The 23,953-nt window shown below is 41.9% G+C and carries 24 protein-coding genes; 15 read left to right on the top strand and 9 right to left on the bottom strand.

Annotated features, from left to right (window positions below; translation table 11 throughout):
• The gene (locus RMY64_RS11760; protein ID WP_322700144.1) at positions 1–1,149 is read left to right on the top strand and encodes a three-Cys-motif partner protein TcmP; all 1,149 of its coding nucleotides are present in this window, start codon (positions 1–3) and stop codon (positions 1,147–1,149) included.
• Here RMY64_RS11760 and RMY64_RS11755 read toward each other — a convergent pair.
• Positions 1,139–1,915: a phage Gp37/Gp68 family protein gene (locus RMY64_RS11755; protein WP_322700143.1), complete on the bottom strand. Its 777-nt coding sequence runs from the start codon at positions 1,913–1,915 to the stop codon at positions 1,139–1,141. The genes RMY64_RS11760 and RMY64_RS11755 overlap by 11 nt on opposite strands.
• A 308-nt stretch (positions 1,916–2,223) precedes the next feature.
• Here RMY64_RS11755 and thrB point away from each other — a divergent pair, with 308 nt between their 5' ends.
• The 5 genes from thrB to RMY64_RS11730 all read left to right on the top strand — a co-directional run bounded on the left by thrB (position 2,224) and on the right by RMY64_RS11730 (position 7,118).
• Complete coding sequence (gene thrB / locus RMY64_RS11750) at positions 2,224–3,135, top strand: homoserine kinase (protein ID WP_322700142.1); 912 nt, start codon at positions 2,224–2,226, stop codon at positions 3,133–3,135.
• A gap of 29 nt (positions 3,136–3,164) precedes the next feature.
• Complete coding sequence (locus RMY64_RS11745) at positions 3,165–3,677, top strand: hypothetical protein (RefSeq protein WP_322700141.1); 513 nt, start codon at positions 3,165–3,167, stop codon at positions 3,675–3,677.
• Between the two features lie 550 nt (positions 3,678–4,227).
• Positions 4,228–4,764 carry a universal stress protein gene (locus tag RMY64_RS11740; RefSeq protein ID WP_322700178.1) on the top strand — a complete coding sequence of 179 codons (537 nt, stop codon included), beginning with the start codon at positions 4,228–4,230 and terminating at the stop codon, positions 4,762–4,764.
• A 286-nt stretch (positions 4,765–5,050) separates the two neighbouring features.
• The gene (locus RMY64_RS11735) at positions 5,051–5,416 is read left to right on the top strand and encodes a DOPA 4,5-dioxygenase family protein (RefSeq protein ID WP_322700140.1); all 366 of its coding nucleotides are present in this window, start codon (positions 5,051–5,053) and stop codon (positions 5,414–5,416) included.
• 298 nt (positions 5,417–5,714) lie between these two features.
• Positions 5,715–7,118 carry a hypothetical protein gene (locus RMY64_RS11730; protein ID WP_322700139.1) on the top strand — a complete coding sequence of 468 codons (1,404 nt, stop codon included), beginning with the start codon at positions 5,715–5,717 and terminating at the stop codon, positions 7,116–7,118.
• Positions 7,119–7,171: 53 nt separating this feature from the next.
• Here the strand turns inward: RMY64_RS11730 and RMY64_RS11725 are convergent, their stop codons facing one another.
• From RMY64_RS11725 to RMY64_RS11710, 4 genes are all read right to left on the bottom strand, one after another.
• Positions 7,172–12,355 carry an eIF2A-related protein gene (locus RMY64_RS11725; protein ID WP_322700138.1) on the bottom strand — a complete coding sequence of 1,728 codons (5,184 nt, stop codon included), beginning with the start codon at positions 12,353–12,355 and terminating at the stop codon, positions 7,172–7,174.
• Positions 12,331–13,662: a P-loop NTPase fold protein gene (locus RMY64_RS11720; RefSeq protein WP_322675225.1), complete on the bottom strand. Its 1,332-nt coding sequence runs from the start codon at positions 13,660–13,662 to the stop codon at positions 12,331–12,333. The genes RMY64_RS11725 and RMY64_RS11720 overlap by 25 nt, the downstream gene beginning before the upstream one ends.
• Positions 13,663–14,298: 636 nt before the next feature.
• Positions 14,299–15,156 (bottom strand): SDR family oxidoreductase, encoded by an 858-nt coding sequence (locus RMY64_RS11715; protein WP_322675224.1) that lies wholly within the window; start codon positions 15,154–15,156, stop codon positions 14,299–14,301.
• Positions 15,157–15,227: 71 nt separating this feature from the next.
• Positions 15,228–15,458 carry a hypothetical protein gene (locus RMY64_RS11710; protein WP_322675223.1) on the bottom strand — a complete coding sequence of 77 codons (231 nt, stop codon included), beginning with the start codon at positions 15,456–15,458 and terminating at the stop codon, positions 15,228–15,230.
• Positions 15,459–15,981: 523 nt separating this feature from the next.
• Here RMY64_RS11710 and tatC point away from each other — a divergent pair.
• From tatC to RMY64_RS11695, 3 genes are read left to right on the top strand one after another with little or no spacing between them, the layout of a single operon-like run.
• Positions 15,982–16,776 carry a twin-arginine translocase subunit TatC gene (tatC, locus tag RMY64_RS11705; protein ID WP_322673130.1) on the top strand — a complete coding sequence of 265 codons (795 nt, stop codon included), beginning with the start codon at positions 15,982–15,984 and terminating at the stop codon, positions 16,774–16,776.
• A 44-nt stretch (positions 16,777–16,820) separates the two neighbouring features.
• Positions 16,821–17,249, top strand: coding sequence for a hypothetical protein (locus RMY64_RS11700; protein WP_322673129.1), 429 nt, complete (start codon positions 16,821–16,823; stop codon positions 17,247–17,249).
• Positions 17,246–18,460, top strand: a complete 1,215-nt coding sequence (locus tag RMY64_RS11695) for an Nramp family divalent metal transporter (protein ID WP_322700137.1) — start codon at positions 17,246–17,248, stop codon at positions 18,458–18,460. Before RMY64_RS11700 ends, RMY64_RS11695 begins: the two co-directional genes overlap by 4 nt.
• 133 nt (positions 18,461–18,593) lie before the next feature.
• Here the strand turns inward: RMY64_RS11695 and RMY64_RS36810 are convergent, their stop codons facing one another.
• Positions 18,594–18,665, bottom strand: coding sequence for an MJ0042-type zinc finger domain-containing protein (locus tag RMY64_RS36810; RefSeq protein ID WP_409884254.1), 72 nt, complete (start codon positions 18,663–18,665; stop codon positions 18,594–18,596).
• Positions 18,666–18,864: 199 nt separating this feature from the next.
• Between RMY64_RS36810 and RMY64_RS11685 the strand changes: the two genes are divergently transcribed.
• Entirely contained in the window at positions 18,865–19,191 is a 327-nt protein-coding gene (locus tag RMY64_RS11685) for a hypothetical protein (protein WP_322682743.1), read from the top strand.
• Between the two features lie 40 nt (positions 19,192–19,231).
• Here the strand turns inward: RMY64_RS11685 and RMY64_RS11680 are convergent, their stop codons facing one another.
• A complete protein-coding gene (locus RMY64_RS11680; protein WP_322700135.1) occupies positions 19,232–19,384 on the bottom strand; it encodes a hypothetical protein in 153 nt (50 codons plus the stop codon).
• A 135-nt stretch (positions 19,385–19,519) separates the two neighbouring features.
• Positions 19,520–19,828 (bottom strand): DUF3067 family protein, encoded by a 309-nt coding sequence (locus RMY64_RS11675; protein ID WP_179063611.1) that lies wholly within the window; start codon positions 19,826–19,828, stop codon positions 19,520–19,522.
• A 230-nt stretch (positions 19,829–20,058) separates the two neighbouring features.
• Here RMY64_RS11675 and petC point away from each other — a divergent pair, with 230 nt between their 5' ends.
• The 5 genes from petC (at position 20,059) to RMY64_RS11650 (ending at position 23,792) form a co-directional block, all read left to right on the top strand.
• A complete protein-coding gene (gene petC / locus RMY64_RS11670; protein ID WP_292774200.1) occupies positions 20,059–20,598 on the top strand; it encodes a cytochrome b6-f complex iron-sulfur subunit in 540 nt (179 codons plus the stop codon).
• A 98-nt stretch (positions 20,599–20,696) separates the two neighbouring features.
• Positions 20,697–21,698: a cytochrome f gene (gene petA, locus RMY64_RS11665; RefSeq protein ID WP_322682754.1), complete on the top strand. Its 1,002-nt coding sequence runs from the start codon at positions 20,697–20,699 to the stop codon at positions 21,696–21,698.
• A gap of 125 nt (positions 21,699–21,823) precedes the next feature.
• Complete coding sequence (locus RMY64_RS11660) at positions 21,824–22,891, top strand: SDR family oxidoreductase (protein WP_322700134.1); 1,068 nt, start codon at positions 21,824–21,826, stop codon at positions 22,889–22,891.
• Between the two features lie 11 nt (positions 22,892–22,902).
• Entirely contained in the window at positions 22,903–23,046 is a 144-nt protein-coding gene (locus RMY64_RS11655) for a hypothetical protein (RefSeq protein ID WP_322673123.1), read from the top strand.
• A gap of 38 nt (positions 23,047–23,084) precedes the next feature.
• The gene (locus RMY64_RS11650; protein ID WP_322700133.1) at positions 23,085–23,792 is read left to right on the top strand and encodes a Uma2 family endonuclease; all 708 of its coding nucleotides are present in this window, start codon (positions 23,085–23,087) and stop codon (positions 23,790–23,792) included.
• Here the strand turns inward: RMY64_RS11650 and RMY64_RS36805 are convergent.
• A complete protein-coding gene (locus RMY64_RS36805) occupies positions 23,789–23,884 on the bottom strand; it encodes a DUF6888 family protein (protein WP_416212141.1) in 96 nt (31 codons plus the stop codon). The two genes, RMY64_RS11650 and RMY64_RS36805, sit on opposite strands and share 4 nt — an antisense overlap.
• Positions 23,885–23,953: the final 69 nt, after the last annotated feature.

Genomic DNA, 23,953 nt, shown 5'->3' with positions numbered 1-23,953 from the left:
ATGAGTAATACTTCGTTCTTTGATGAACAGAAAGAGCAATCTTTAATAAAAGCTAGAATTGTTGAGAAATATTTTTGGGCTTGGGCACAAGTAATGATTGGAACTATTAAAAGGCTTGAAAGCAAAGGTAGGGAAGTTGATCCAAGAATTGCTTACATAGACCTTTTTGCAGGCCCAGGTCGATACAAAGATGGTTCAAAATCAACACCAATAAAAGTTTTAGAAACTGGAATTTCTAACCCAGAGATGCAAAATAGGCTGGTGACAGTATTTAATGATGTTGATGCAGAAAATGTCAGTTCTCTTCATGAAGCCATAAATTTAATTCCTGGTATTGACGATTTTAAATATAAGCCTCAAGTAATCAATCATGAAGTTGGGGAAAATATTGTCAAAACATTTAACGAGCGAAAGTTAGTCCCTACATTATTTTTTGTAGATCCTTGGGGATATAAGGGATTATCGCTAAAACTTATTAATTCAGTTGTAAAGAACTGGGGGTGTGATTGCATTTTCTTTTTCAATTACAACCGGATCAATATGGGTTTAGGTAACGCAGCTGTTGAAGAACACATGAATGCACTATTTGAAAAAATGCGAGCAGATGAAGTACGCCAACAACTAATAACCCTTAATCCAAAAGAACGGGAGTTAACAGTTGTAGAGGCACTTTGTGAAGCTCTCAAAGAAATGGGTGGAGAGTATGTTCTACCTTTTCGCTTTAAACATGAAAACGGCAACCGAACTAGCCACCACTTAATCTTCGTGAGTAAGCACGTTAGAGGCTATGAAATCATGAAAGAAATAATGGCAAAAGAGAGTTCTGAACAAAATCAAGGCGTACCTTCTTTTGAATATAATCCAGCGACTTCTAAACAACCATTGCTTTTTGAGTTTTATCGTCCTCTTGATGACTTAGAAGAAATGTTATTAGATACATTTGCAGGTCGAACAATAACCATGCAAGACATTTACAATCAGCATCATGTTGGAAGGCGTTATATTAGCAAGAATTACAAAGATGCTCTGAAGAATCTTGAAACTAAAAGCAAAATAGTAGTAGATCCACCTGCTAATAAACGAAGAAAGAATAAAGGTGAACTTACATTCGCAGATTCGGTAAAAGTTACATTTCCACCTAAGCAGTGATTACCAAACTTTCTTTTTTACCTACTAATTTAACTGGAGTATTTCCCCATCTCTTTTGATGCCCCTTCCAAGCATCAGGCATTTCATCCCATATTTTACCATCCAGTAACCTACCTCCAGCCTTAGAAGTTCTTCCGCCAATCTGCTTGAAAAAGAATGCCACTTCTGCTGCTTGACACTGGTCATGAATATTTTTTACCCACTCAGTTTTTAGAGGGCGATGTTTTTGTCCAGACTCTCCACCGACAATAACCCAGTGAATATCTATTAACTCAAGATTCAATTCACCTAAGAGCGGTTCACATGAAAGAAAGCGGACAGTCGCGGGAACTTGGCGAAGAAAGTCAACACGATGAACATAGTTTTGATTTTCGACAGACACACCCAACCAGATATTTTCATAAAATTCTAGTTCAGAAGCCAACTCAAGTAATCGATCCGGTCGTTTTGTTAATATTTGATATATGTGCCAAGGCGTTTCATGAATTACTTGAAAGACCTTTTGAATGAAATCAAGAGGTACATCTTCATGAAAAAGATCGCTCATTGAATTCACAAATATTCTACTTGGAGTACGCCACTTTAAAGGTTCTGCTAACCTTTCAGGGTGTAAAGTTAAATCAAATCCATTCTTGAAGTTATTAGGAAAGCGTTTAGTGATAGCTTCTGCATAGCAATGCAAACAACCTGGGCTAACTTTGTTACAACCAGTCGTTGGGTTCCAAGTTTTATCTGTCCACTCAATACCCGTGTGCGCACTAGACATATTACATAACCTTGTAAATTACAAATTCTGCAAATTATACTTTTTGGGATCTGTGTTTTTTATAGTGTATCTGTACTATAACAGAACTCACGATCATCTCATCAATGTAGATGGGGTGGAGCGATCGCATAATCCAAGCATTTAAATTACCATAATAGGATTTTGCTAGAGCCACAAGCACTGAAACTTAAGGCTCGGAGGATGGATTAAGGAACAGTAAATCAAAGTATCCCCAGCAACGCTTAAAAACTTGCCCCAAACTGCTACCAATACATGGGATGCTGGTTGATGATTAGTGAGTTTTACCAATGTCTGTTGTTTCTACCACCACTGTTAGCGTTCCCGCCACAACTGCGAATTTGGGGCCTGGTTTTGATTGCATTGGTGCAGCATTAAAGCTGTACAACGAGTTCAAGTTCACTCGCCAAGAAGGTGGGTTAACTATTGATGTCACTGGTACAGAAGCCCAACGAGTCCAAACTGATGAAAGTAATCTTCTCTACCAAGCGTTTGTCAAGTTCTATCAACATATAGAGCAGACACCGCCGAGTGTGAAAATAGAAATTAAGTTAGGTGTACCACTGGCGAGGGGTTTGGGTAGTTCGGCGACAGCAATTGTTGGTGGATTAGTTGCGGCTAATCAACTTGAAGGTGCTACTCTTTCTCAGTCGCAGGTGATGGAGTTAGCGATCGCAATGGAAGGACATCCTGATAATGTAGTTCCAGCTTTATTGGGTGGATGTCGTCTCGCTGCTACCAGTGGCGCAGGTTGGGAAATTTGTGATGTTCCCTGGTATAAAGATGTTGTACCAGTTGTGGCTATTCCTAATTTTGAACTTTCCACTTCAAAAGCGCGGGGCGTTCTGCCAACAGAAGTCAGTCGCGCCGATGCGATTTTCAATACCGCCCATTTGGGCTTATTGTTGCGCGGCTTGGAAACTGGTAACGGACAATGGTTAAAGACAGCTTTGCAAGATCGATTGCATCAGCCCTATCGTAAAGCTTTGATTCCTGGTTATGATGCTCTCAACATTGCAGCTGTTAGTGCTGGTGCTTATGGTATGGTGATTAGTGGTGCGGGGCCGACACTGTTAGCTTTGGCGGATAAGTTACACTCAAAGGAAGTGGAGGCGGCGATGTTAGCTGCTTGGCAAGAAGAAGGAATTACAGCCGAGGTGCGATCGCTTTCTCTAGATACCCAAGGCGCAAAAAGCTTTTAATATTTTACTCAGCACTTAAAACTCGATTTATGGAGCAAACTCAGGCTGAAATAGCGGCGCTTAACTCTCAAATTCAGGCTCTTTTAGAAGAACGCGCTGCACTTACGATAAAAAATAATGTCATCTCTGGCGAGAATGATTCACCCCAGGTGGTGGTGGAAGCTTACCGCCGTCAAGCCAGAGAAAATGCCCAATTATCAGTTGAACTCCAAGGCATAGATGCAGCGATCGCCGCTTTAGAAGGCAAGATAAAACAAAAACAAGGTAAGTTAGTGCGTTGGCAAGGTGAATCCAAACAACTTATCCAACAGCAGCAGCTAGAGGAAGCGAAAGAAGTAGCTCAGGCTCATGCTGAACGCATTAATCAACTAGCAAGTGAACTGGCCGCAGAAGTCCGTTTTCTTAAGGCTTGTGCCAATCAACTGAGTCCAATGTATTGGCAGATTTATTACAAGCCCTTTATTACTGGCTTTAAGACAATCTCCGTTCCCTATGTCCGCTCTGATGGAGAAGTGTGGACAATTGTCAACCGGATTGTTTAATACTTTACCCTTTTCGTTTGTTTGTAATACATTGACCTCTCTTTTTTTAGGCTATCGATTACCTAAATCTTTCTCAACAAAAATATAACTTACTTAAAACCAGAGCAAAAACATTGATAGTTATCCACTCAAATTCTCCAGTTTGTGGGTAGCGATCGCCTATAAAATTTTTGTCATTTACATTCTTCTGCTTTTGTCAAATATCCACAGATTGCCTGGTTCTACAATCCTGTTCCTGGCTTATTTACAGCAATCTTAAGAAAAATGTGACTAATGCATAGCAATTTTGAGAAAGGGATTTAGGCTCGAAACCCAAAGATGTTTATTCCAAAATGAGATGCTTCCTCATGCTCAAAGATAAATGCTGGCTTTCCTCACAAGTTCCTCAAATTGTTTTGCTATAAATATAAATATAGTGCGAAAACCTTTAAGAGATTTAAAATTCAAAAGTCGCTAAACATAGTTGAGGGATTAGTCATTTTTGACAATCCAGCATCTGGAAACCCGAAACCGTAAAGACCAATTACCAATGAAATCGGAGGTCTATATGATGTTTAAAAAGATTCTAGTTGCATTAGATCGCTCGGAAATAGGGCAACAAGTTTTTGAGGAAGCATTGGATTTAGCAAAGTTAACACAAGCTAGCTTAATGTTACTTCATGTCCTGTCTTCTGAAGAAGAGGGTAGTCCTTATGTACCCATGCTGTCTAATATGGACTACTATCCAGGATTGACCAGTCAAAGCTTTGAGTTATACCAACAACAGTGGGATACCTTTAAAAATCTAGGAATCCAGATGTTGCAATCTTTCTGTGCCCAAGCAAACACAGCAGGTGTGACTACGGAATTTACACAAAATGTTGGTAATCCTGGTCGGATTATTTGTGATTTAGCCCATAGTTGTGACGCTGACCTAATTGTTATGGGGCGTCGGGGCCATTCTCGGCTGATGGAACTATTTCTCGGTAGTGTGAGTCACTACGTTCTGCACCATGCTCCTTGTTCAGTGCATGTTGTGCATCTTTCAGTTACTCCTAAAAGAGATGAAGTTGTCAAAGAAACTACAAGCACTTTCAGCGTTAACTAACTACTAAGCTATTCCACATTTAACTTGCATAATTAGGGTAGGCAAAATGGCGCGATCGCTACTTCTCTGCAAGAGGCCGCGTTAACGATAACGCTCAGTATGCTGCCTACCCCATAAAAGTTAGTTATCTCAATCAACGATCTCTGTAAATTCAATCTCCAACAAGCGATCGCTAACTACACTGTATTGGGCTAAAATTGAGCGTGGGCATAGCTCGTCGTAGATTTATAGTAAAAAATAAAAAGTCAGCTACCCAAAATTAGAGTTGAGAGCGAAAAGTGGATCTATGAAAGAAGATACTATCGAGATCGCTGGTTTTCATGCTCATGTTTACTTCGATCCTGCGAGTCGGGATGCAGCTGCGCGCGTACGTGAAGGATTAGGCGCTAGGTTTGAGGTGCAACTCGGACGCTGGTTTGACAAGCCGATCGGGCCCCATCCACAAGCGATGTATCAAGTTGCTTTCTTACCGAATCAGTTTGAGAAAGTCGTTCCTTGGTTAATGCTCAATCGTGAGGGATTGAATATTCTCGTTCATCCTGAAACGGGGGATGCTGTGGCAGACCATGCAGTTCATTCCCTATGGTTAGGAGAAAAACTAGATTTAAATATTGAGTTTCTTCAACAGCTTAAGCCGACTTTATCCAATTAAGAAAAGTAAACAACATTGCTGAGTAAAAGTTTTGTTTTGAGGCATGAAACTTTTTCTATTGTGACTAATTTTGGTGAAATTGAAAAAGTTCAATTTTCCAATAAATACAGGTTTCAGGCTATGTGTAGGCGCTTTAGCGGTTTGCTGCAAGTGCAATCAAGGAAAAATAAGAATTGGTATTAAACCCTTAATTGCAGATAACCGTTTATTAACATCTTAGTTGAAAAGAGAAATAAGACATCCGTTTTGCAGAATGCTATGCTGTTAAGCAACATTCTCATAAAAAGGAATTTGTCTGATGAAAAACATCTCTGCGAAAGAAAAAATTGCAGGTATTTACCAATTAGGCAAAGTTAATTTCAGAGTTCCGAAGAAACAGATTCTATTTAGTACTCTTATTCTCTGCCTTGGTTTGCTGGGACTAGGTGGTTTCTGGTTTAAATCCAGATATAAATTTGATAATCAGATGAGTGTAAAACTACAAGAATTATCTAATGTCGATTATCCAGCCAATCCTGCACCATTAGGAAAAAATTTTAAAAGATATTCTAATCGAAAATTAACACTGATTAAAAAAGATGATACGCATTTCGATTTCGTACTAGAAGCAACAGATAAAAACACGGCAAAAATAGTTATCAAAAATGTTGATTTAGAGCTATTAGTTCCTAAAGCACCTGAATGGGTTAAAAAAGATCGAGGTTTAGAAATAATCGCTTTTACAGATAGGGAGTGGAACAGGCAACAGATTAGTTTTCCTGCTAATTCAAAAAATATAGAAATTGTTGGAGGAGATGGTTTTGAAAAGCAAAATATTGTAGAGATTGCTTTGGCTAATAATTGCTTAAATGCCGGATTTTGGGAAATTTTACTTTTTACTAAAGAGGATAATAACAAAACCCTTTATTATCAAAGTTGGTTTACTTTCCCAATTGGACATTACAAAAATATTTTTGAAAAAATTAATAAGATTTCATATTGGCAGCATTGGTGGAAATTAGAACACTGGCAAGATCCGAGTGGCACAGTAGTCAAAACTAATCTTTTAAGAAATGTAATCGATCAAAAAGAAGTTCCTACTCAGTTCCCCCTTGATGAGAGGATAATTGTATCTGGAGAGCAAAGTAGAAAAGTTAGAACTACGCTAGCGACCAACATCACCAAATGGAGAGATTTTTACGACGTTAAAAATGAAGTTAAGTTTGCAAGTTTTCGAGCGCCAGGATTTTACGATCAAAATAAGCCTTGGGGCAATCAATACTGGAGAATAGGCAAATTTGATAAAGCGATTTTAAGGAATATTAAACCGATTGGCGTGGAACAAAATTTACAAGAAATTGAGTTAGGATTCATAGATACCAAGACGGGCGAACAAAATAAATTATTCATTAGTGGCATTAACCTAAAAACGCTTCCTCAATTGGCTGTAGCAGATTATCCTAAAGGCTTATATATGCCGATGGGAATTGGGATACCTCCTTTTTATCAAAGCTATGAAGAGTTAACTAAAAATCATCCAGATGTCAGCCCCTATTTCAGTTTTTTACTAGATTCACAAGAGCGATGGATAGATCATCACCACTTAGCAGTTGATGGTTCAGTGATGCACCTTGATAAAGATAACCCAAATCTTTTGCATCTTTACTTGCTATCCTACGAAAGAAATACTTTAATAGCTCATTTTTTGATCGATTTAACATAGATATAGATGTTCGGGAAGCCCGAAAATCATTCATGAAGTCGATTAATTTCAAATCATCTACTAGAACACAAGGCGCGATCGCTTTTCATTACTTTCTGGTTAGTCTGCAAATAATCATGTAGCAAATCGCAACCGCGTGCCAGTAATTTATCCAGTTGGATATCTGCTAAATCTCGGAAAATTACTGTGCTATTACCACTACCCGCAGCCAGAGTCTTGCCGTCATGGCTGAAACTGACGCTGGTTAACTCATCTTTATCGCCTTTCAAAGCAATTAGCAATGTTCCTTCTCGGTTCCAAATCCTTACTTTGTCATCACTGCTGGCTGCCAGAGTCTTGCCATCGGGGCTAAAACTGACACTGATAAAACTATCGCCATCGCCCGTGAGATTATTTAGCAACTCACCGTCTCGATTCCAAATCTTCACTGTACTATCAATACTAACTGAGGCAATGCTTTGACCATCAGGCGACCAAGCAACTCCATTGACTCGACGGCTATGACCAATTAATGTGTATAGCAATTTACCCTCTATAGTCCAGATTTTCACGGTTTTATCATCACTGGCTGAGGCTAGCAACTTGCCATCTGGGCTAAAGCTTACCCAATTCACCGCTTCTTGATGTCCCTGCAAGGTATTGAGCAGTTTACCGTTGCGACTCCAAAGTTTTACTGTTTTATCTTTACTAGCCGAGGCAATTACTTGACCATCAGGCGACCAAGCTACACTCAAGACGGTATCATTATGACCTTGTAAGGTGTTGAGCAGTTTACCGTCACCACTCCAAAGCTTCACCGTTTTATCTTTACTAGCCGAGGCAATTACTTGACCATCGGGCGACCAAGCTACACCCCAAACTTGACCCTGATGCCCTGTGAATGTACGAAGTAGTTTACCGTCTCGACTGAAAAGTTTTACAGTTTTGTCTCGGCTTGCTGCTGCTAAGGTGCGATCGCCTGGGCTAAAACTAATGCTAGTTATCCAGTCATCATTATCGGCTTTGGGCTTTCGCAGTAATACATCGTCCCAATGCCAAAGTGTAATAGTTTTGTCCCGACTGGCGGAAGCAAGAGTGCGACCGTCTGGGCTGAAGCTGACACTGTTAACCCAATTGTTATGTCCCTTCAGGGTTCCCAGCAATACACCTTCAAAACTCCAAAGTTTGATTGTTTCATCGGTACTTGCAGAAGCGATCGTGTTACCATCGCGGCTAAAACTGACGCTGGTAACTCCTGAACTATGACCCGATAAGGTTCGCAGTAGCTTCCCCTCAACATTCCACAGTTTGATGGTCTGGTCTAAACTAGCAGATGCAATTGTTTGACCATCAGGCGACCAAGCTACACTTTTGACTGCATCCTCATGTCCCTGTAAGGTTTTGAGCAGTTTACCATCCCGACTCCACAGTTTCGCCGTTTTATCAGCACTCCCAGAAACTAAGGTTTGACCATCATTTGACCAAGCCACACTTAAGACTGCACCATCATGTCCCTGCAAAGTTTTGAGCAGCTTACCATCGCGACTCCACAGTTTCACTGTTTTGTCTGTACTCGCTGAAGCAATAATCTGACCATCTGGGCTGAAACTCACACTATTCACCACACCCTGATGTCCTAATAAGGTTGCAAGCAATTCACCTTCTCGACTCCAAAGTTTTATCGTCTTGTCTTGACTGGCGGAAGCAACGATTTGACTATCTGGGCTAAAACTGACGCTATTAACTACATCTTCATGCCCCGACAAGGTTTTAACTAAGCTACCATCAGGACGCCAGAGTTTGATTGTAGTATCGGCACTGGCTGAGGCAATTAAAGAGCGATCGCTGCTAAATGTAGCACTATTGACGCCAGATAGATGCCCGTCCAAGCGATTATATTCTCTGACCCCTGAAACAGCTTGATAAAGCGCCGTCTGTACTTGTTCTCTTGTATAAGAATCTATCCAGACTGTTTGTTGTAATTTTCTCCCTGCCTTTAAAGCTTCTTTTAAAGCATCAATACCTTTTTGGGAGGCAAAGAGAGCTTCACTGGATGCACTGAGAGTTTTAATTTCGCTATCTACTGCTGTGACGATGGAAACACTTAATCCGAAGATGGCGAGAACAGAAGCAGTTAGGGCAATTTTCAGCGAACGATTTAATTGAGCTTCACTAAGTCTTTGTTTCTTTTGACTTTCTGCAAGTTTAGCTGTTAACTCTTTTTCTTTGAGTTCAGATCGTAATTGTTCAATTTCTAACTGACTTAATTCTTCTCGCTTGTGTAATTCTCGCAATTCCGTTAATAAGTCTAATCCCTGTTGGGGATGAGAATCTACCAATTTAGAACGCTGGTTATTCTGACTAAGTTCGCTTTTCAGTCGCTCAATCTCAGCTTGACTTTGTTCTACTTTGTAGCGCAACTGATTTAGTTGTACCTGTAAGCTCGATTCTTGTTGTTGCAGGTAGCGAATCAAGTCTACTAAATAATCGTGAATCAGTTGATAGCGTTCTGGTACATCAGGAAAGAGAACCACTAAACCGGAGCGCACTAAAATTTCTAAGACTAACTCTAATTTGTCAGCATCTTCTAACTCTGATAGCTGCGCTGCTAACTCAGCACGAGTTTTAAAAGGTCGGTTGTTGCTTTCATCTGTTAATAAGTATAAGACGAGTAAAGCGGCTCGTTCATTTTCTGGGCCGCAGTCTTTAATCAGTTCCTTAATATATCGTTCGATAAGTTTGTTCGGTCTATATGGTTGATATTCTTCTAGCGTAGTAATGCGTTCATCTTGAATTTGCGCTCCGACAACTTGCAATTCAATCGGGCGGACTTCTCCAAATTCTGTGGATAAATCTTCGATTAAAGCATCAATTAAAGCGGGTTCTAAATTAAATTGCGATCGCTCTGTCAATTTGCGGATAATTGCTTTAGCATATTCTGGCGAAAAATTATTTAACTGATAGCGGATATGCTTGTCGAGAATATTATTATTAATCGCTTCCAGTGCCGAGAGATGTTTAAAGTCTAATAACCGATGTAAATAATCTTCTCGCAAGGAAAGGATAACTTTAACAAAGGGTATATTTAGACAATCGCTAATAAATTTATCAAACTCTTGCTTTTGATTGCGATCGCTATAACCAAAGAAAAATTCTTCAAACTGGTCAAAAATTAAAACTGTAATCAAATGGCGATCGGCATTTTCTTGGAGTTGTTGTAAAATGCTACCAATGGTGAACGATATGCCAGAGTAAGGCAAAGCTTCCGCTTCAATGGCTGCTTCTAGCTTAATATCAGCATAAATCGCCAAAGATTCATCACTAGACATCGCCTCACTTAAAGATTTCCCTAATTCCCGTGCCCAGTCGGTATAAACTTGCAGTACCACAGGTACGGCTATTTGATCGCCAATAGCTCGATTTTGCAGTGCTGGAACTAAACCTGCCGTGACAGTAGAACTCTTACCCACCCCCGATGGGCCGTGAATCACCGTCAACTTTTGATCGGCGCGGCTAATTCTGCCAATTAAGTTATTAATATCACGCTCTCGACCAGAAGCCGCAATTTCTAAAGCAATGCTGCTACTTCCAGAAGGTGACATTAACGCTGGGTTTGTCGCCTGTCTTTGGGGTTGCAAGCGCCCTGCACCAATAAAAGCCCGAAAACCATACTGTTGCTCAACAGAACGCCGTTTCTGTCGAATGTAATAGGCTTCTAAATATCGCCCTTCTTCAAAGTAGAGCGATCGCAGTCTCCGCAATAAGCGAATATAACGATGGGCATCGTATTGATGGGCACTGCTTTCTAAGGCTGCTGGTAGTTCTTTTGTCGCCTTATCTAAGTATTCATGAGCGATTACTAGCTCACCTAAATTTCGCTGTGCTTTCGCCAAAACTAAATAGTAAATCTGCGCCAATAATAATGGAAATAAGCAGTTATAAGGGTCATTCTGCTTTTGCGCCTCACCTAATTTCAGCAGTGATACGTGTGCTAAGATACTCGCTTGTACCCACCGCGACTGCTGCACAGCCACTTGCGCCAGAAAACCGTAGTCACAAGCTAATTGGATTTGACTACCATAAGTTTGATGTAACTCCAGAGACTTTTGGGCAACTGTCTGCAATTCTTCCCACTCTTGCAGATATTGCAAAACCTCAGCAAGTTGATTAATAAATCCAGCAACTATATCTAAACGCCCAGCCACCTGCAAAATATTCAAGCACTGCTGAAAATAAGATTTAGCAGTGTACCAATGGCGGCGGTTTTCTATTTGATTTTGCTCTGCAAAACGGCAATAACACAGCCCAATATAAAACAGCAAAATTCCTTGTCGCAGCAGTAAAGGAGATGGGGGAGATGGAGGAGATGGGGAAGAAAAGACTTCTTTATCCCCCTGATTTCCCTCTGCTTCCCCTGCACCTCTGCTCCCCTGCTCCCCTGCTCCCCTACTCCCCTGCTCCCCTGCTTTTTCTTTCTCTACTAATTTTTGCCAAACTTGCAAGCTTTGCTGAAAATGGCTTAAACCTGTATTGATGCGATCGCTAATATAATTATCTAGACCAAAAACAAATTCTAAACTAGCGTGGAGTTCTGGCTCTAAGGTAATACCACGATTGTGCAACTCTCTAATGGCAAAGTGCAGTTCATAACTATGTTCCCAGACTTGCTCGACAGTGGAATAATGCTTTGCAAGTTGAGGAGGTTGGTGTTGTGCGGCATCATTTGCTAACACTGTGGCAAATAAAGAGTCAGTTTCCTGTTGCAGAAATTGCAGCAGTGATTGAGTTGTCATTTCAAACCGAATCGGTGTCGCCGCCCAACTAGCAAAATCTGGTGCTAAACGGACTACCTTTTGCAACACTTCCTCATTCATCCAGACAATCATCGGAAATGGGTGGCGTTTGCGAAATTCATCCCGAATATGATTAATAGACCTCAGAAAATCGTCGAGTCCATCTACTGACTCTAAACCCAAAATCATCAACGCCGATGGCGGATTAGCTTCGGTTAGCAGTTGTAAATGAATGCTTGTATAAAGACTTCTGGCATTATGCGGCAGAACTACCTTTTGAATGTGGTGTACTCCTGAAGAGAGTTCTTCGAGTCGTTGCAACATTTGCTCTTGCAAAACTCGATAATTGCAGCACACCAAAACTAGGGAAAATTGACCGCTAGAAAGGGTAATTGCTCTCCCCAAACTCCGCAAAGCACGCTCATTAGCTGCTCTGATATCTACTTGTGCGTGTCGTTCAACCATGATTTAAATTTTTCCGTCTCTGCTAAAACTGGGTTGACGGCAAACCAAGCTCCCTGATGATCGCGATATTCAAATACAAATAGACTTCGCAAGAGGGTGTGGTATTCTATATCACCTCTAACTCGTTGCTGTTGCACCACCTGAAAGATTAATTCCCACTCATGGGGGTCGATAGCGTTGGCTCGGTAATCCCGCTGTCTTTGAATTACCAGTTCGACACATTCCCGCTCAAAGGGTGGATCTTGTTCTCGCAAACAGTCAAACAGTAAACCTAGTAAGTCGCGGACATGACCACCACTCATTAGGCACAATCGATCTAAAGTTTCTAAACTATCAAACACCTCTGTAATTAAGCCTAACCGATCGCTAGGTAAAATGTCTGGAAAAGCTCTAGCTAGCACCATTTGCCGCATCATTGATAGCCCTTGGGGAAAAATCTCACCAGAGCGCAAACGCACAGGTATCATCGGTAACATTTTTGGGGCAACTCCACCCCCCAAACGATGCTGAAGTTCGGCGCTATCGTTGGAGAAAGTCAGAGCTAAAGGAATAGTATAGACTACATGACAATTCAGTTTGCGTAACTGTTCGCCACGCTGAATAAATAAATATTCTGGCAGCGATCGCCCCGATGGTAAAGGTCGAATTGCAACTCGATCCAAGTTATCAACAATTACCACTAATCCTTTTTTACTCCTAGCTTTCAATTCTTTGTTAGCAGGTTCTAGTAATTCTTGATTAATTGACTGTAAAATATTTGCGGTTCGCGGTTCTAAATAATCTCGTAAGCGCCGTCGCAATTGAGGACTTTCTTTTGTTTTCGCGGTAATTTTGGCAATTCCTACAGACAACTCTGCTTCTACCCCAACGTCAATTGGCGTCTGCAAGAAATCTACAACTTCACCAAACAACTTGCTAAAGTAGCGAGGCTTGAGCCTAATTTTCATCGCTTCTAGACTTTCACTCACCTGTCCAGCGATCGCTAACAAAATATCAGTCACATCCACATCAGCCATTTCTAAGACGTGGGTAGACTCAAAGTAAACTACATGAAATTGCTGCGCTTCTAACTCAGCTTTCAGGCGTAACAACTCCGTTGATTTTCCACAACCGAGATGTCCGGTAAATAGTTGACAGGTTGGTGTATCTGGCGATATTCTAGCGATCGTGCGCTGCAAAGCTTCGATAATTTTGCCACCCCGCACCGCAGCAAAATCAATATAGTACCTGCGATCGCTAGCGTTTCCTATAATTAGAGGTCTGCTCGGATTGCAAGCTTGATAAAATCTTTCTAAATCTAGGAGCATAACTAATCAAGTTCACTCAGAAATGGGGATACAAAAATTTACTAGTAGATAAATATATTGATTTTAGATAATTTATGCCTTATTTTAATCAAACTACTAACTAAACTAGCAGCATTCAGGATAATTGATTATATTTATGTTCGACCTAGCACATCTTAATCGTGATGTCTTAATTAAAGTAAGCAAAAATACTATTATAAGTACAAATAGCAAAAGTATCTAAGATTAAATAAGGTACTCTTATGAATATTAAAAATATCCAACACAAAAAAAGGTACTGTTAAGTACAATTTTGTCGCTCTCTTGAACCGATCGTCAGCTTGATTTATTAACAAGCTTTCGTTAATTTTACAAAAAAATAATCTACAATCCTTATAGCATATCGCTTTTAATAAAAACGTTGGTTAAGTCAACTTGAGTTCAGAGTCACTTTTTAACTAGATTTTGCTTCTCGTTCTGAAATCAGCACGATTTTATTGATGAAAATCATGATTTTGTTGATGAAAACTATAATTTTGTTGATGAAAATATGATTTTGTGAATGAAAATCATGATTTTGTAATGAAAATCATGATTTTGTTAATGACAGCCTTTGCATTCAGAGTGACGACCTCTGAAGTATTGACAACCAGTAATCTAAAGCCCCATTGAGTATAAAATTATCTTGTCATGTAGCTTGTCAGGCAAAATATGCTTGATCAGCGCTCCAATTTTGGCATCTTGTCCAACAAGATAGCGCGTCTTGGGTTTTTTTGCAGTCAGCGCGTGGACAACAACTTGAGCCACAATATCCGCAGAAATTCCCTTAGATGCGATAATCTGCATTTTCTGGCGGACAATATTCATCGCTTGTCCGTAGAGATGTTGTGCCGTTTCGGGTAAATCCTGCTGTGCTACTTCAGATTGACTTAGGGACTTGTCCCAAATTGGGGTAGCAATAGAACCAGGTTCAACAATTGAAACTGAGATTCCCCAAGGTCGTAACTCCATCCGCATCACATCAGTGAGTGCTTCCAAAGCAAATTTAGAAGCATTATAAGCGCCCAAAAACGGCGTAGGACTTCTACCAGCAATAGAACCCATATTGATAATTCGACCCCGACTTTGGCGTAGAAGACCAAGAAATGCTTGTGTCACAGCTAATTGTCCGGTGACATTAACCTGCATCTGGTGTTGAAATTCAGCGATCGCTAATAATTCTAACGGCCCGGGAACAGCAATGCCGGCATTATTCACTAAACCTAAAATTCCCACACCACCAACTGCATTTGTTACCGTATCAACCGCAGCTGCGATCGATTCAGCATCAGTAACATCTAAAAAAATCGGAATCAGCCTTTGCGACCCTTTCTGTTTCAGTGTTTGAGCATCAACATCTTGACGCACTCCAGCAAAAACAGAAAAGCCCAATTGGTCTAAAAGCAAAGCACACGCTTGACCAATTCCTGTTGAGGCTCCTGTAACCACTACTGTACGTTGATTTTCTACAACCATTAATTTTCTTTGATGATAGAACTGCCGTAATTACGAATTACGAACTACGAATTACGAATTACGAATTAGTATCAATCTTTGCAAGTGCCAGCACGAAGGCAATCTTCGGTTTGGTCATCTCTAGCCGATATTTGCCACGGCAAGATGCGTAACTGAGCATTTGTACGGTAAGCAATTAGAGCAGCTATTGTGGGATACTTGTTTTTAACAATTGCCACGTCGCTACTAGAAGTATTGCCTAGCCCAACATTGTATAAATAAACAGGCAATGCCATCAGGGCAATGCAAATTATCCGGTTCATACCCAACCTCAGCTAACAATTTCCGATTACCATCTGTATAGATGCCACCTAGATGAACCGGATTTTTAAAACTGAGTATTAAATGTTGATGTTGTGCTAATTTACTCAGCGCAGTGGTCTGTCAAGTTGAAATTGATAGGTAAGCTAGTTCGTAGTAGGGACTTTAGTCCTTCATTCTCTAAACACTCAAGTGCTTACTACAAAGTTATCAAAACCAATAAGACAGACTACTAACCGCAGAGACATGATTTCTAATTTATCGGTTCCACCCTTTTTTATTTTAGGTTAGGCATTGCCTACAAGATGTCTTCCTACTAACTTATGCAGATGCAAACCCAAAAAACAGGACAAAAAACCCACAGCACCCAAAAACATATCTTAGTAGCTGCATTCCCCAGATAAAATAATGAAGAGTGCTGAGTCAGCAAAATGGTCGATGACCGAAAAAAAGATACAATCCCCTAAATTTATTTATGGCATTGTTAATTTTGAATTTTGAATTTTCAATTCGGAGCGAAGCGAAGTGACGCCTTCACAAGACGTAGATACTGTAAACGTTCCTAACCTCGACCCAGAAGGATATGGCAATTCAGACACCGACCCTCTTGATGAGTTGCCTGGTGAAGTCGAAATGTCCCTTTTCGACCATCTAGAAGAGTTGCGACAACGGATTTTCTATTCGTTGATTGCCGTAGCAGTAGGCATTATTGGCTGTTTCTTTGCCGTTAAGCCGATTGTCCAGTTACTTGAGGTTCCAGCACAAGGAGTAAAATTTCTCCAACTTGCACCTGGAGAATATTTCTTTGTCTCCCTGAAAGTTGCCGCTTACACTGGCATCGTACTTACTAGTCCTTTCATTCTTTACCAAATTATCCAGTTTGTGCTTCCAGGACTGACTCGCCGCGAACGCCGTTTATTGGGGCCTGTGGTTTTGGGTTCGAGTGTGCTATTTGGAGCAGGTTTAGTATTTGCCTATTTACTTCTTATCCCCGCAGCCTTGAAATTCTTCATTAGCTACGGAGCAGATGTAGTCGAACAACTTTGGTCAATTGATAAATATTTTGAATTTGTGCTGCTACTGTTATTCAGCACTGGTTTAGCATTTCAAATTCCGATTATTCAACTGTTGCTCGGTAATTTGAATATTGTCTCGTCAGAACGAATGGTTTCTGGTTGGCGTTACGTGATTATGGGAGCAGTGGTTTTAGGAGCCGTCCTCACACCTTCTACTGACCCCTTGACTCAAAGTCTTTTAGCGGGAGCAGTTTTAGGGCTTTATTTCGGCGGTGTGGGACTGGTGAAGCTTACAGGTAAATAACATCTGGAATAGATTCTAAGGAGGACTACGAAGACAGACATCTGATGAAAAGGATATTTATAGGTTATTTATTAGGGTTGACATTATTAACCGCTTGTAGCGAAGCAGCCACAGATAGGCTTACACAAGAACTACGAACTGTAAAGTCATGGACAGCTACAAGTAAAATGGTTGCTGATGCTTGGGTACGAGGTGCTGTGCCAAAAGTCTATGCGAAACAAACATTGCACAAAGCACAGCAAGAGTTGCAAACAGAAACCGACAACATAGCAAAGATAGAATCATCTACAGCTATTCCCCAGCCTTACAAGTTAGAACTTTTAGGTCATATTAAACGGTTAGCAAAAATCACAGAGCAAATGTCAACCGCAGTTGAACAAGAAAATTATTCTGTAGTGGCACAAAGTATTAAGGATTTATCGCTAGAAGGACGAACCCTAGACTCGCAACTACCACAGCAGAACAAACCATGAAGAAAGTTTTGGAAATCGCGCTGGGGATTGTGACTAGTATAGGTGGCTTCTTAGATGTGGGTGCGATCGCTACAGCAGCAGAGGCTGGATCTATTTTCGGCTTTCAACTAATCTGGGCGATTATCCTGGGTACAATTTGTGTGATTTTTTTGGTAGAAATGTCTGGGCGGTTAGCAGCAGTTAGCAAGCATACTTTAGCTGCTGCTGTACGCGAACGTTTTGGGTTTAATTTTTATATTATTCCACTGATTGCCGAAGTCATAGTTGATTTTCTAGTGTTAGCAGCTGAAATTGGTGGTGTTTGCATTGCCTTACAACTGCTAACAGGTATTAGTTTTCAGTGGTATGCTTTACCCGTTGCCTTTGCAATTTGGTTGCTAATTTGGTACGGCAACTTTGGCATTATTGAAAATGGTATTTCCGTATTAGGGTTGGTGACACTAGTTTTTGTTGTCGCTACTTTTAAGTTGCATCCATCTCTAACACAACTTGGTAATGGTTTGTTGCCAACTCTGCCACAACAAGATACTGCTCATTATTTATATCTTGGAGTTGGCATTTTGGGTGCTTTGATTAGCCCCTATTTATTTTACTTTTACTCATCTGGGGCAGTAGAAGATAAATGGGATGAAGGGTATATCGGTGTAAATCGCGCAGTTGCCGGTTTAGGAATGAGCTTTGGTAGCATTGTATCGCTAGGAGTGCTGATTGTGTCAGCACTCGTACTCAAACCCAAAGGCGTTGAGGTAGATAGCTACGAACAAGCAGCGTTGATGTTGACAGAAACTTTTGGTTACTGGGGCTTTGTACTATTTGCAGCATCCTTGGGCATTGCTTGCTTTGGTGCAGCACTGGAAGTGACTCTCGACACAGCCTATATTGTTGCTCAATCCTTTGGTTGGAATTGGGGCGAAAATCTGAAACCAAAAGATGCCGCACGCTTTAGTTTGGTCTACACTGTGTTTGTCTTTCTCGCTTCTTTATTAATGGTATTCGGAATCGATCCATTGCAATTGACTTTGTTTTCAATGGCGATTACAGCAGTAATTTTGCCGCCTGTGATTGTGCCATTTTTGGTATTGATGAACGATGAATTATATATTGGCAAGTATCGCAACGGTTGGATAAGTAATAGTGTGGTGATCTTTACAATTGTGCTGACATTCGTGTTAGCGATCGTTGCGATTCCACTAGAAATTCTTGGAGGGTAATCGCTGGTGAGCGTTACCGTTAATAATCAACTGAAAGTGATAGAAAATGAACATTATTAGAGATGTACTTGATAACCAATTAGTTGACAGCGATCGCCGCCATCTGGGCAAAGTCGATGGCATTGTCATCGAGTTACGCGATGGAGAACCGCCACGACTCACTTATATCGAAACTGGTATGACAATTCTTGCACGACGTATTCATCCACGTTTAGGCAGGTGGGTAGCAGCAATTGAAAGTAGCTGGGGTGCTAAACAAAGTGAACCCTTGAGAATTCCGTGGTCAAAAGTACAAAATGTTGGTATTGATGTCGAAGTCGAGATTGAAGCTGACAAAACTCCAGCATTAGCTTATGAAAAATGGCTTCAGGAACACATTATTGGCCGAATTCCAGGAGCAGAACATGGCAAGTGAAATTCATCTGGAATTACTACTGGGGAAACAAGTATTGGATTCAACTGGCAAACCCGCCGGACGCATTGAAGAAGTACATGCCCAACAGCAAGGTGAAGAATGGGTTATTCAGGAATATCTGATTGGAACCACTGCTATCTTAGAAAGACTATCGGCTTGGGCAATTGGGTTGAGAATCTTACACTTCCTTGGGGCACATAAGATCCACAGTGGCTATACAATATCTTGGGAGCAGCTAGATTTGACTGACCCTGAAAAGCCTCGTTTGCTCTGTACCTTAGATGATTTAAAAGCATTAGAGACTTCCAAAAAATAAAAATCCAACGTATGTTTGACTGCTCTAGCTATCAAGCAGTTTAACAAGATATGAGGGCTATGGGACTTGCGATCGTCAGGAAATAGCCTTGGAGAATATTTCTCGCTAGTGCGCTAACTTCAGGTTTTGTATCTGTAAGTTCCTTTGGAAGTTGAGGTTTAAGAAGAATTTCAAATGTTGAGATAAAAGCCATTAGCTTTTTCCTTGAACAGGTGTATTTTTTCTTACCTTACCAATAGGGAAAAGGATTATACAGGACGTTATAGTATTTTTTATTCAAAAATACTGCAATTACTCAGAAATTGATTAAAGTTAATGAAATAATTGGTCACAATATCCATTCTGAAGAACGTTCGCCCAAATCTAGAGGAATGCTGACAGCCTTGCCAAGTCGGGGGCGATCGCGTGTTTGGGCAATAAAAGTTTGTACCTGTGTTGACCCACCCAAGGCATGAAGATAATTGGCAATGCTATCGAGATGTTCTTGGTACTCCGCCTCACTCAAGGGAAAAGAAGCTTGCTCTAGATATTTCCACATTACTTGCAAAAATATCTTTCCCTGTGCCCGCCGGAACTGGACATCATAAGAATATCCCCACTTATCAAGCAATATCTGACGTAATTCCTGTCCTGTCATAGTCTTTTCTCAATCAGATTTTACATTTAGTTATGATGTTAAGTTCCGTGACTCCAGTATGATAAGGATATAAAGAAATGTAATGCTAACAGAAAAGATGCTGTTTATATCTTGGAACAAAGAATTATGGCATCGTTGTGAGCGCTAGCATTTCGACTTAGACAAGAGTTGCTCAAGTATTAGTACTTTTGTCAAAATGCTTAACAAAATACACAAAGAGCGCGTAGATTATGGCTCAATTTTCTGAATCAGCAGACGTGCCCGATATGGGGCGTCGTCAGTTCATGAATCTGCTCACTTTTGGGACTGTCACTGGAGTAGCTCTGGGTGCATTGTATCCCGTTGTCAAGTACTTTATTCCACCAGCAGCAGGTGGCGCAGGTGGCGGTGTAACAGCAAAAGATGAGCTAGGTAACGATGTTAGCGTCACTAAATTTCTAGAAAACCGGAATGCAGGCGATCGCAACCTAGTCCAAGGACTAAAAGGAGATCCTACCTATATTGTGGTAGACAGCAAAGAGGCGATCAAAGATTATGGCATTAACGCCATCTGCACCCACTTAGGTTGTGTCGTCCCCTGGAACGTTGCTGAGAACAAATTCAAGTGTCCTTGTCATGGTTCTCAGTATGACGAAACTGGTAAAGTTGTTCGGGGCCCAGCACCTCTGTCTCTAGCTTTAGCCCATACCAACGTCAACGACGACAAAATCGTCTTAACCCCTTGGACTGAAACCGACTTCCGCACAGGTGATGCACCTTGGTGGGGTTAATAATTTTGTCCTTAGTCATTTGTCCTTTGTTCAGGGCTTAATGACTAATGACTAATGACCAATGACTAATGACTAATTCAATTGTCGCCCTTATAGAGATGAGAAATGTTTTCCTAACAGCGAGATTAACTCGCAGTGCTAGAGCGATTGTAAAAACATTGCTCATAGCGATCGCTACTGTGACATTTTACTTCACCAGCGATTTAGCACTTCCTCAATCAGCTGCCGCCTATCCCTTTTGGGCACAGCAAACCTATCCCGAAACCCCCCGCGAACCAACAGGGCGAATTGTTTGTGCCAACTGTCACCTAGCCGCCAAGGTTACAGAAGTGGAAGTTCCCCAATCGGTGCTACCTGACACTGTATTCAAAGCTGTGGTGAAAATCCCTTACGATCTCACTGCCCAGCAAGTTGGTGCTGATGGTTCCAAGGTTGGCTTGAACGTCGGTGCAGTACTGATGCTACCCGAAGGCTTTAAGATTGCTCCTGAAGACCGTCTTTCTGAAGAACTTAAAGAAGAAGTTGGCGACACATTCTACCAACCCTACAGCGAAGACAAAGATAACGTCGTCATCGTCGGCCCTTTACCTGGCGAACAGTATCAGGAAATCGTCTTCCCAGTTCTTTCTCCCAACCCCGCAACCGACAAAAACATCCACTTCGGTAAATATTCAGTTCACGTAGGTGGTAATCGGGGACGCGGACAAGTTTATCCCACTGGCGAAAAGAGCAATAACGCTGTTTACAACGCTTCCGCTACTGGCACAATTACCAAGATTGCTAAAGAGGAAGATGGAGACGGTAACGTTAAATATTTAGTCAACATCCAACCTGAATCAGGTGATGTTGTCGTTGATACGATTCCTTTAGGGCCAGACCTGCTTGTTTCCGAAGGGCAAGCAGTTAAGACTGGTGATGCTTTGACCAGCAACCCGAACGTCGGTGGATTCGGTCAAACAGATGGAGAAATCGTACTGCAAGACGCTTCCAGAGTCAAATGGATGATTGCGTTCATCGCTCTTGTAATGTTGGCTCAAGTTATGCTTGTGCTGAAGAAGAAGCAGGTTGAGAAAGTTCAAGCTGCTGAAATGAATTTCTAAATTCTTTGCTAAATTACTACTTGTAGGACAGGCATCTTGCCTGTCTTTTTTAACGTTAGTTACACGAAGCCTGGAAATTTGGGGCTTAGGATTGCTATAGAAAATTTCCCTACTGGAGACACGACATGGATGGGACAGCCTTAGTTGTGGGCGCAAGCGGCATCATCGGCAGCAATCTTGCGAGAGAACTAATCGCGAATGGATGGACGACCTATGGGTTGGCCCGAAATCTTAAAAAAGGGGTGGAAGGGTTACGCCCTGTTGCTGCCGATCTGCTCAATCTAGCTAGCCTGAAAACTGCGCTGTCAGACATTGCCCCGACGCACATCTTTATCACGACGTGGATGCGTAATGCGACCGAGACCGAGAATGTCAGGGTCAACGGCACGATGGTTCGCAATCTGCTGGATGTTCTGTCACCGAAGGACTCAGTGCAGCACGTCGCCCTCGTCACCGGCCTCAAGCATTATCTCGGGCCATTCGATGCATACGCCAGAGGCGGATCGCTGCCAGAAACTCCATTGCGCGAGGAGCAGCCCCGACTCGACATCGAAAATTTCTATTATGCTCAGGAAGATGAGGTCTATGCCGCAGCAGCCCGTGACGGTTTCACCTGGAGCATTCATCGCCCTCACACTGTCATTGGAAAGGCGGTCGGCAATTTGATGAACCTGGGCACGACGCTAGCCGTGTATGCCGCGATCTGCAAGGAAACCGGGCGCCCGTTCCGCTGGCCAGGTTCTGAAGCGCAGTGGAAGGGCATCTCCGACATGACCGACGCGCGGGTGCTGGCGAAGCACCTAGTCTGGGCGGCGAAGACCGAAGCGGCCCACAACGAGGCGTTTAACGTTGTCAATGGCGACATCTTCCGCTGGATATGGTTGTGGGGGCGGCTGGCTGACTGGTTCGGCATCGATCCCATCGGCTTCGACGGCACAACCCACCCGCTCGAAGCTGAAATGGCGAATGAAGATGCTGTCTGGCGCGAGATCGCAAAGCAGCATAACCTCACCGAGCCGGATCTGAGCCGTCTATCGTCTGCATGGCACACCGATCTCGATCTTGGGCGTCCGATTGAGGTTATGACCGATATGTCGAAGAGCCGCAAACTCGGCTTCTCCATATACCAGAAAACGGACGAGTCGTTTTTTGACCTGTTCGAGCAACTACGCGCAGATCGGTTGATTCCTTAGAACCTGGGTGGATGGCACTGGTAGCGTTTTATGGATGCCGAACGACAGCAACTCGGACTAAGCAGCGATGTCTAGGACGGGCTACGCCTATGCAATCTGGAATTTTTGGTGATTTCACAACCTCCCAGTCATGGCGATCGCATTTTGAGCGATAGTATTGAATCTAGCCCTAGTTGAATTGAGGTATCTGACCATGACAGCCTCAGTAGAGTATATCCCCGTTACGCCGATTGAGTACCCAGATGAGGATGGTAAGCCAATGGCTGAAGGTGATATCCAGTTCAGTTACTTGGCTTATGCAATAAATGCGCTACAGATTTATTTTCAAAATCACCCAGATGTATACGTCGCTGGTAATCTATTTATTTACTACGAAAAAGGTTATCCAGAATCAGTTGTCGCACCAGATGTATTTGTGGTGTTTGGAGTGGAAAACCGTGACAGACGCTCTTACAAAACCTGGGAAGAAAATAATCAAACCCCAGATTTTGTTCTAGAGATTACCTCAAAAACCACCCGCAGTAAAGATCAAGGTGCAAAGAAAGGAATTTATGCCTTTCTGGGAGTACGCGAATATTTCCAATATGACCCCACAGGCGATTATCTCAATCCCCAACTTCAGGGTTTACAGTTGGTTGATGGAAATTATTTCCCAGTGGCAACCAATATTTTGCCAGATGGTACAGTGTCTCTACCCAGTGAAGTTTTGGGGCTAGAGTTACGCCTAGAAGCAGGAAAACTGCGTTTTCACAATCCAGCTACGGGTGAAACACTCCTAACTCATGAAGAGGAAGCAGCTGCACGACAAGCCGCAGAAGAGGCTCGACAGCAAACAGAGCAAAAAGCGCAAAGATTAGCTGCTAAACTCCGAGAATTAAATATCGATCCAGATAGCCTTTAGCTAAATCCGGCAGTGTTAATAAAATTATAAAGATTTGACAGCATTTGACAAACCCTTACACAGGCTAAGGCTTGTTCTGTTGTTGGTAAAATACTTGTACTGAGCTTTGCCGAAGTAAACGCTCCTGACTACTAATATAGGGTGAGCATAGCCCACCCTAC

Origin of the sequence: Nostoc sp. DedQUE08 (assembly GCF_034530895.1) — a bacterium.
Taxonomy (GTDB): domain Bacteria; phylum Cyanobacteriota; class Cyanobacteriia; order Cyanobacteriales; family Nostocaceae; genus Nostoc.
The sequence above is the reverse complement of the archived record's forward strand: the minus strand, read 5'-3'. Positions and strand labels throughout refer to the sequence as shown.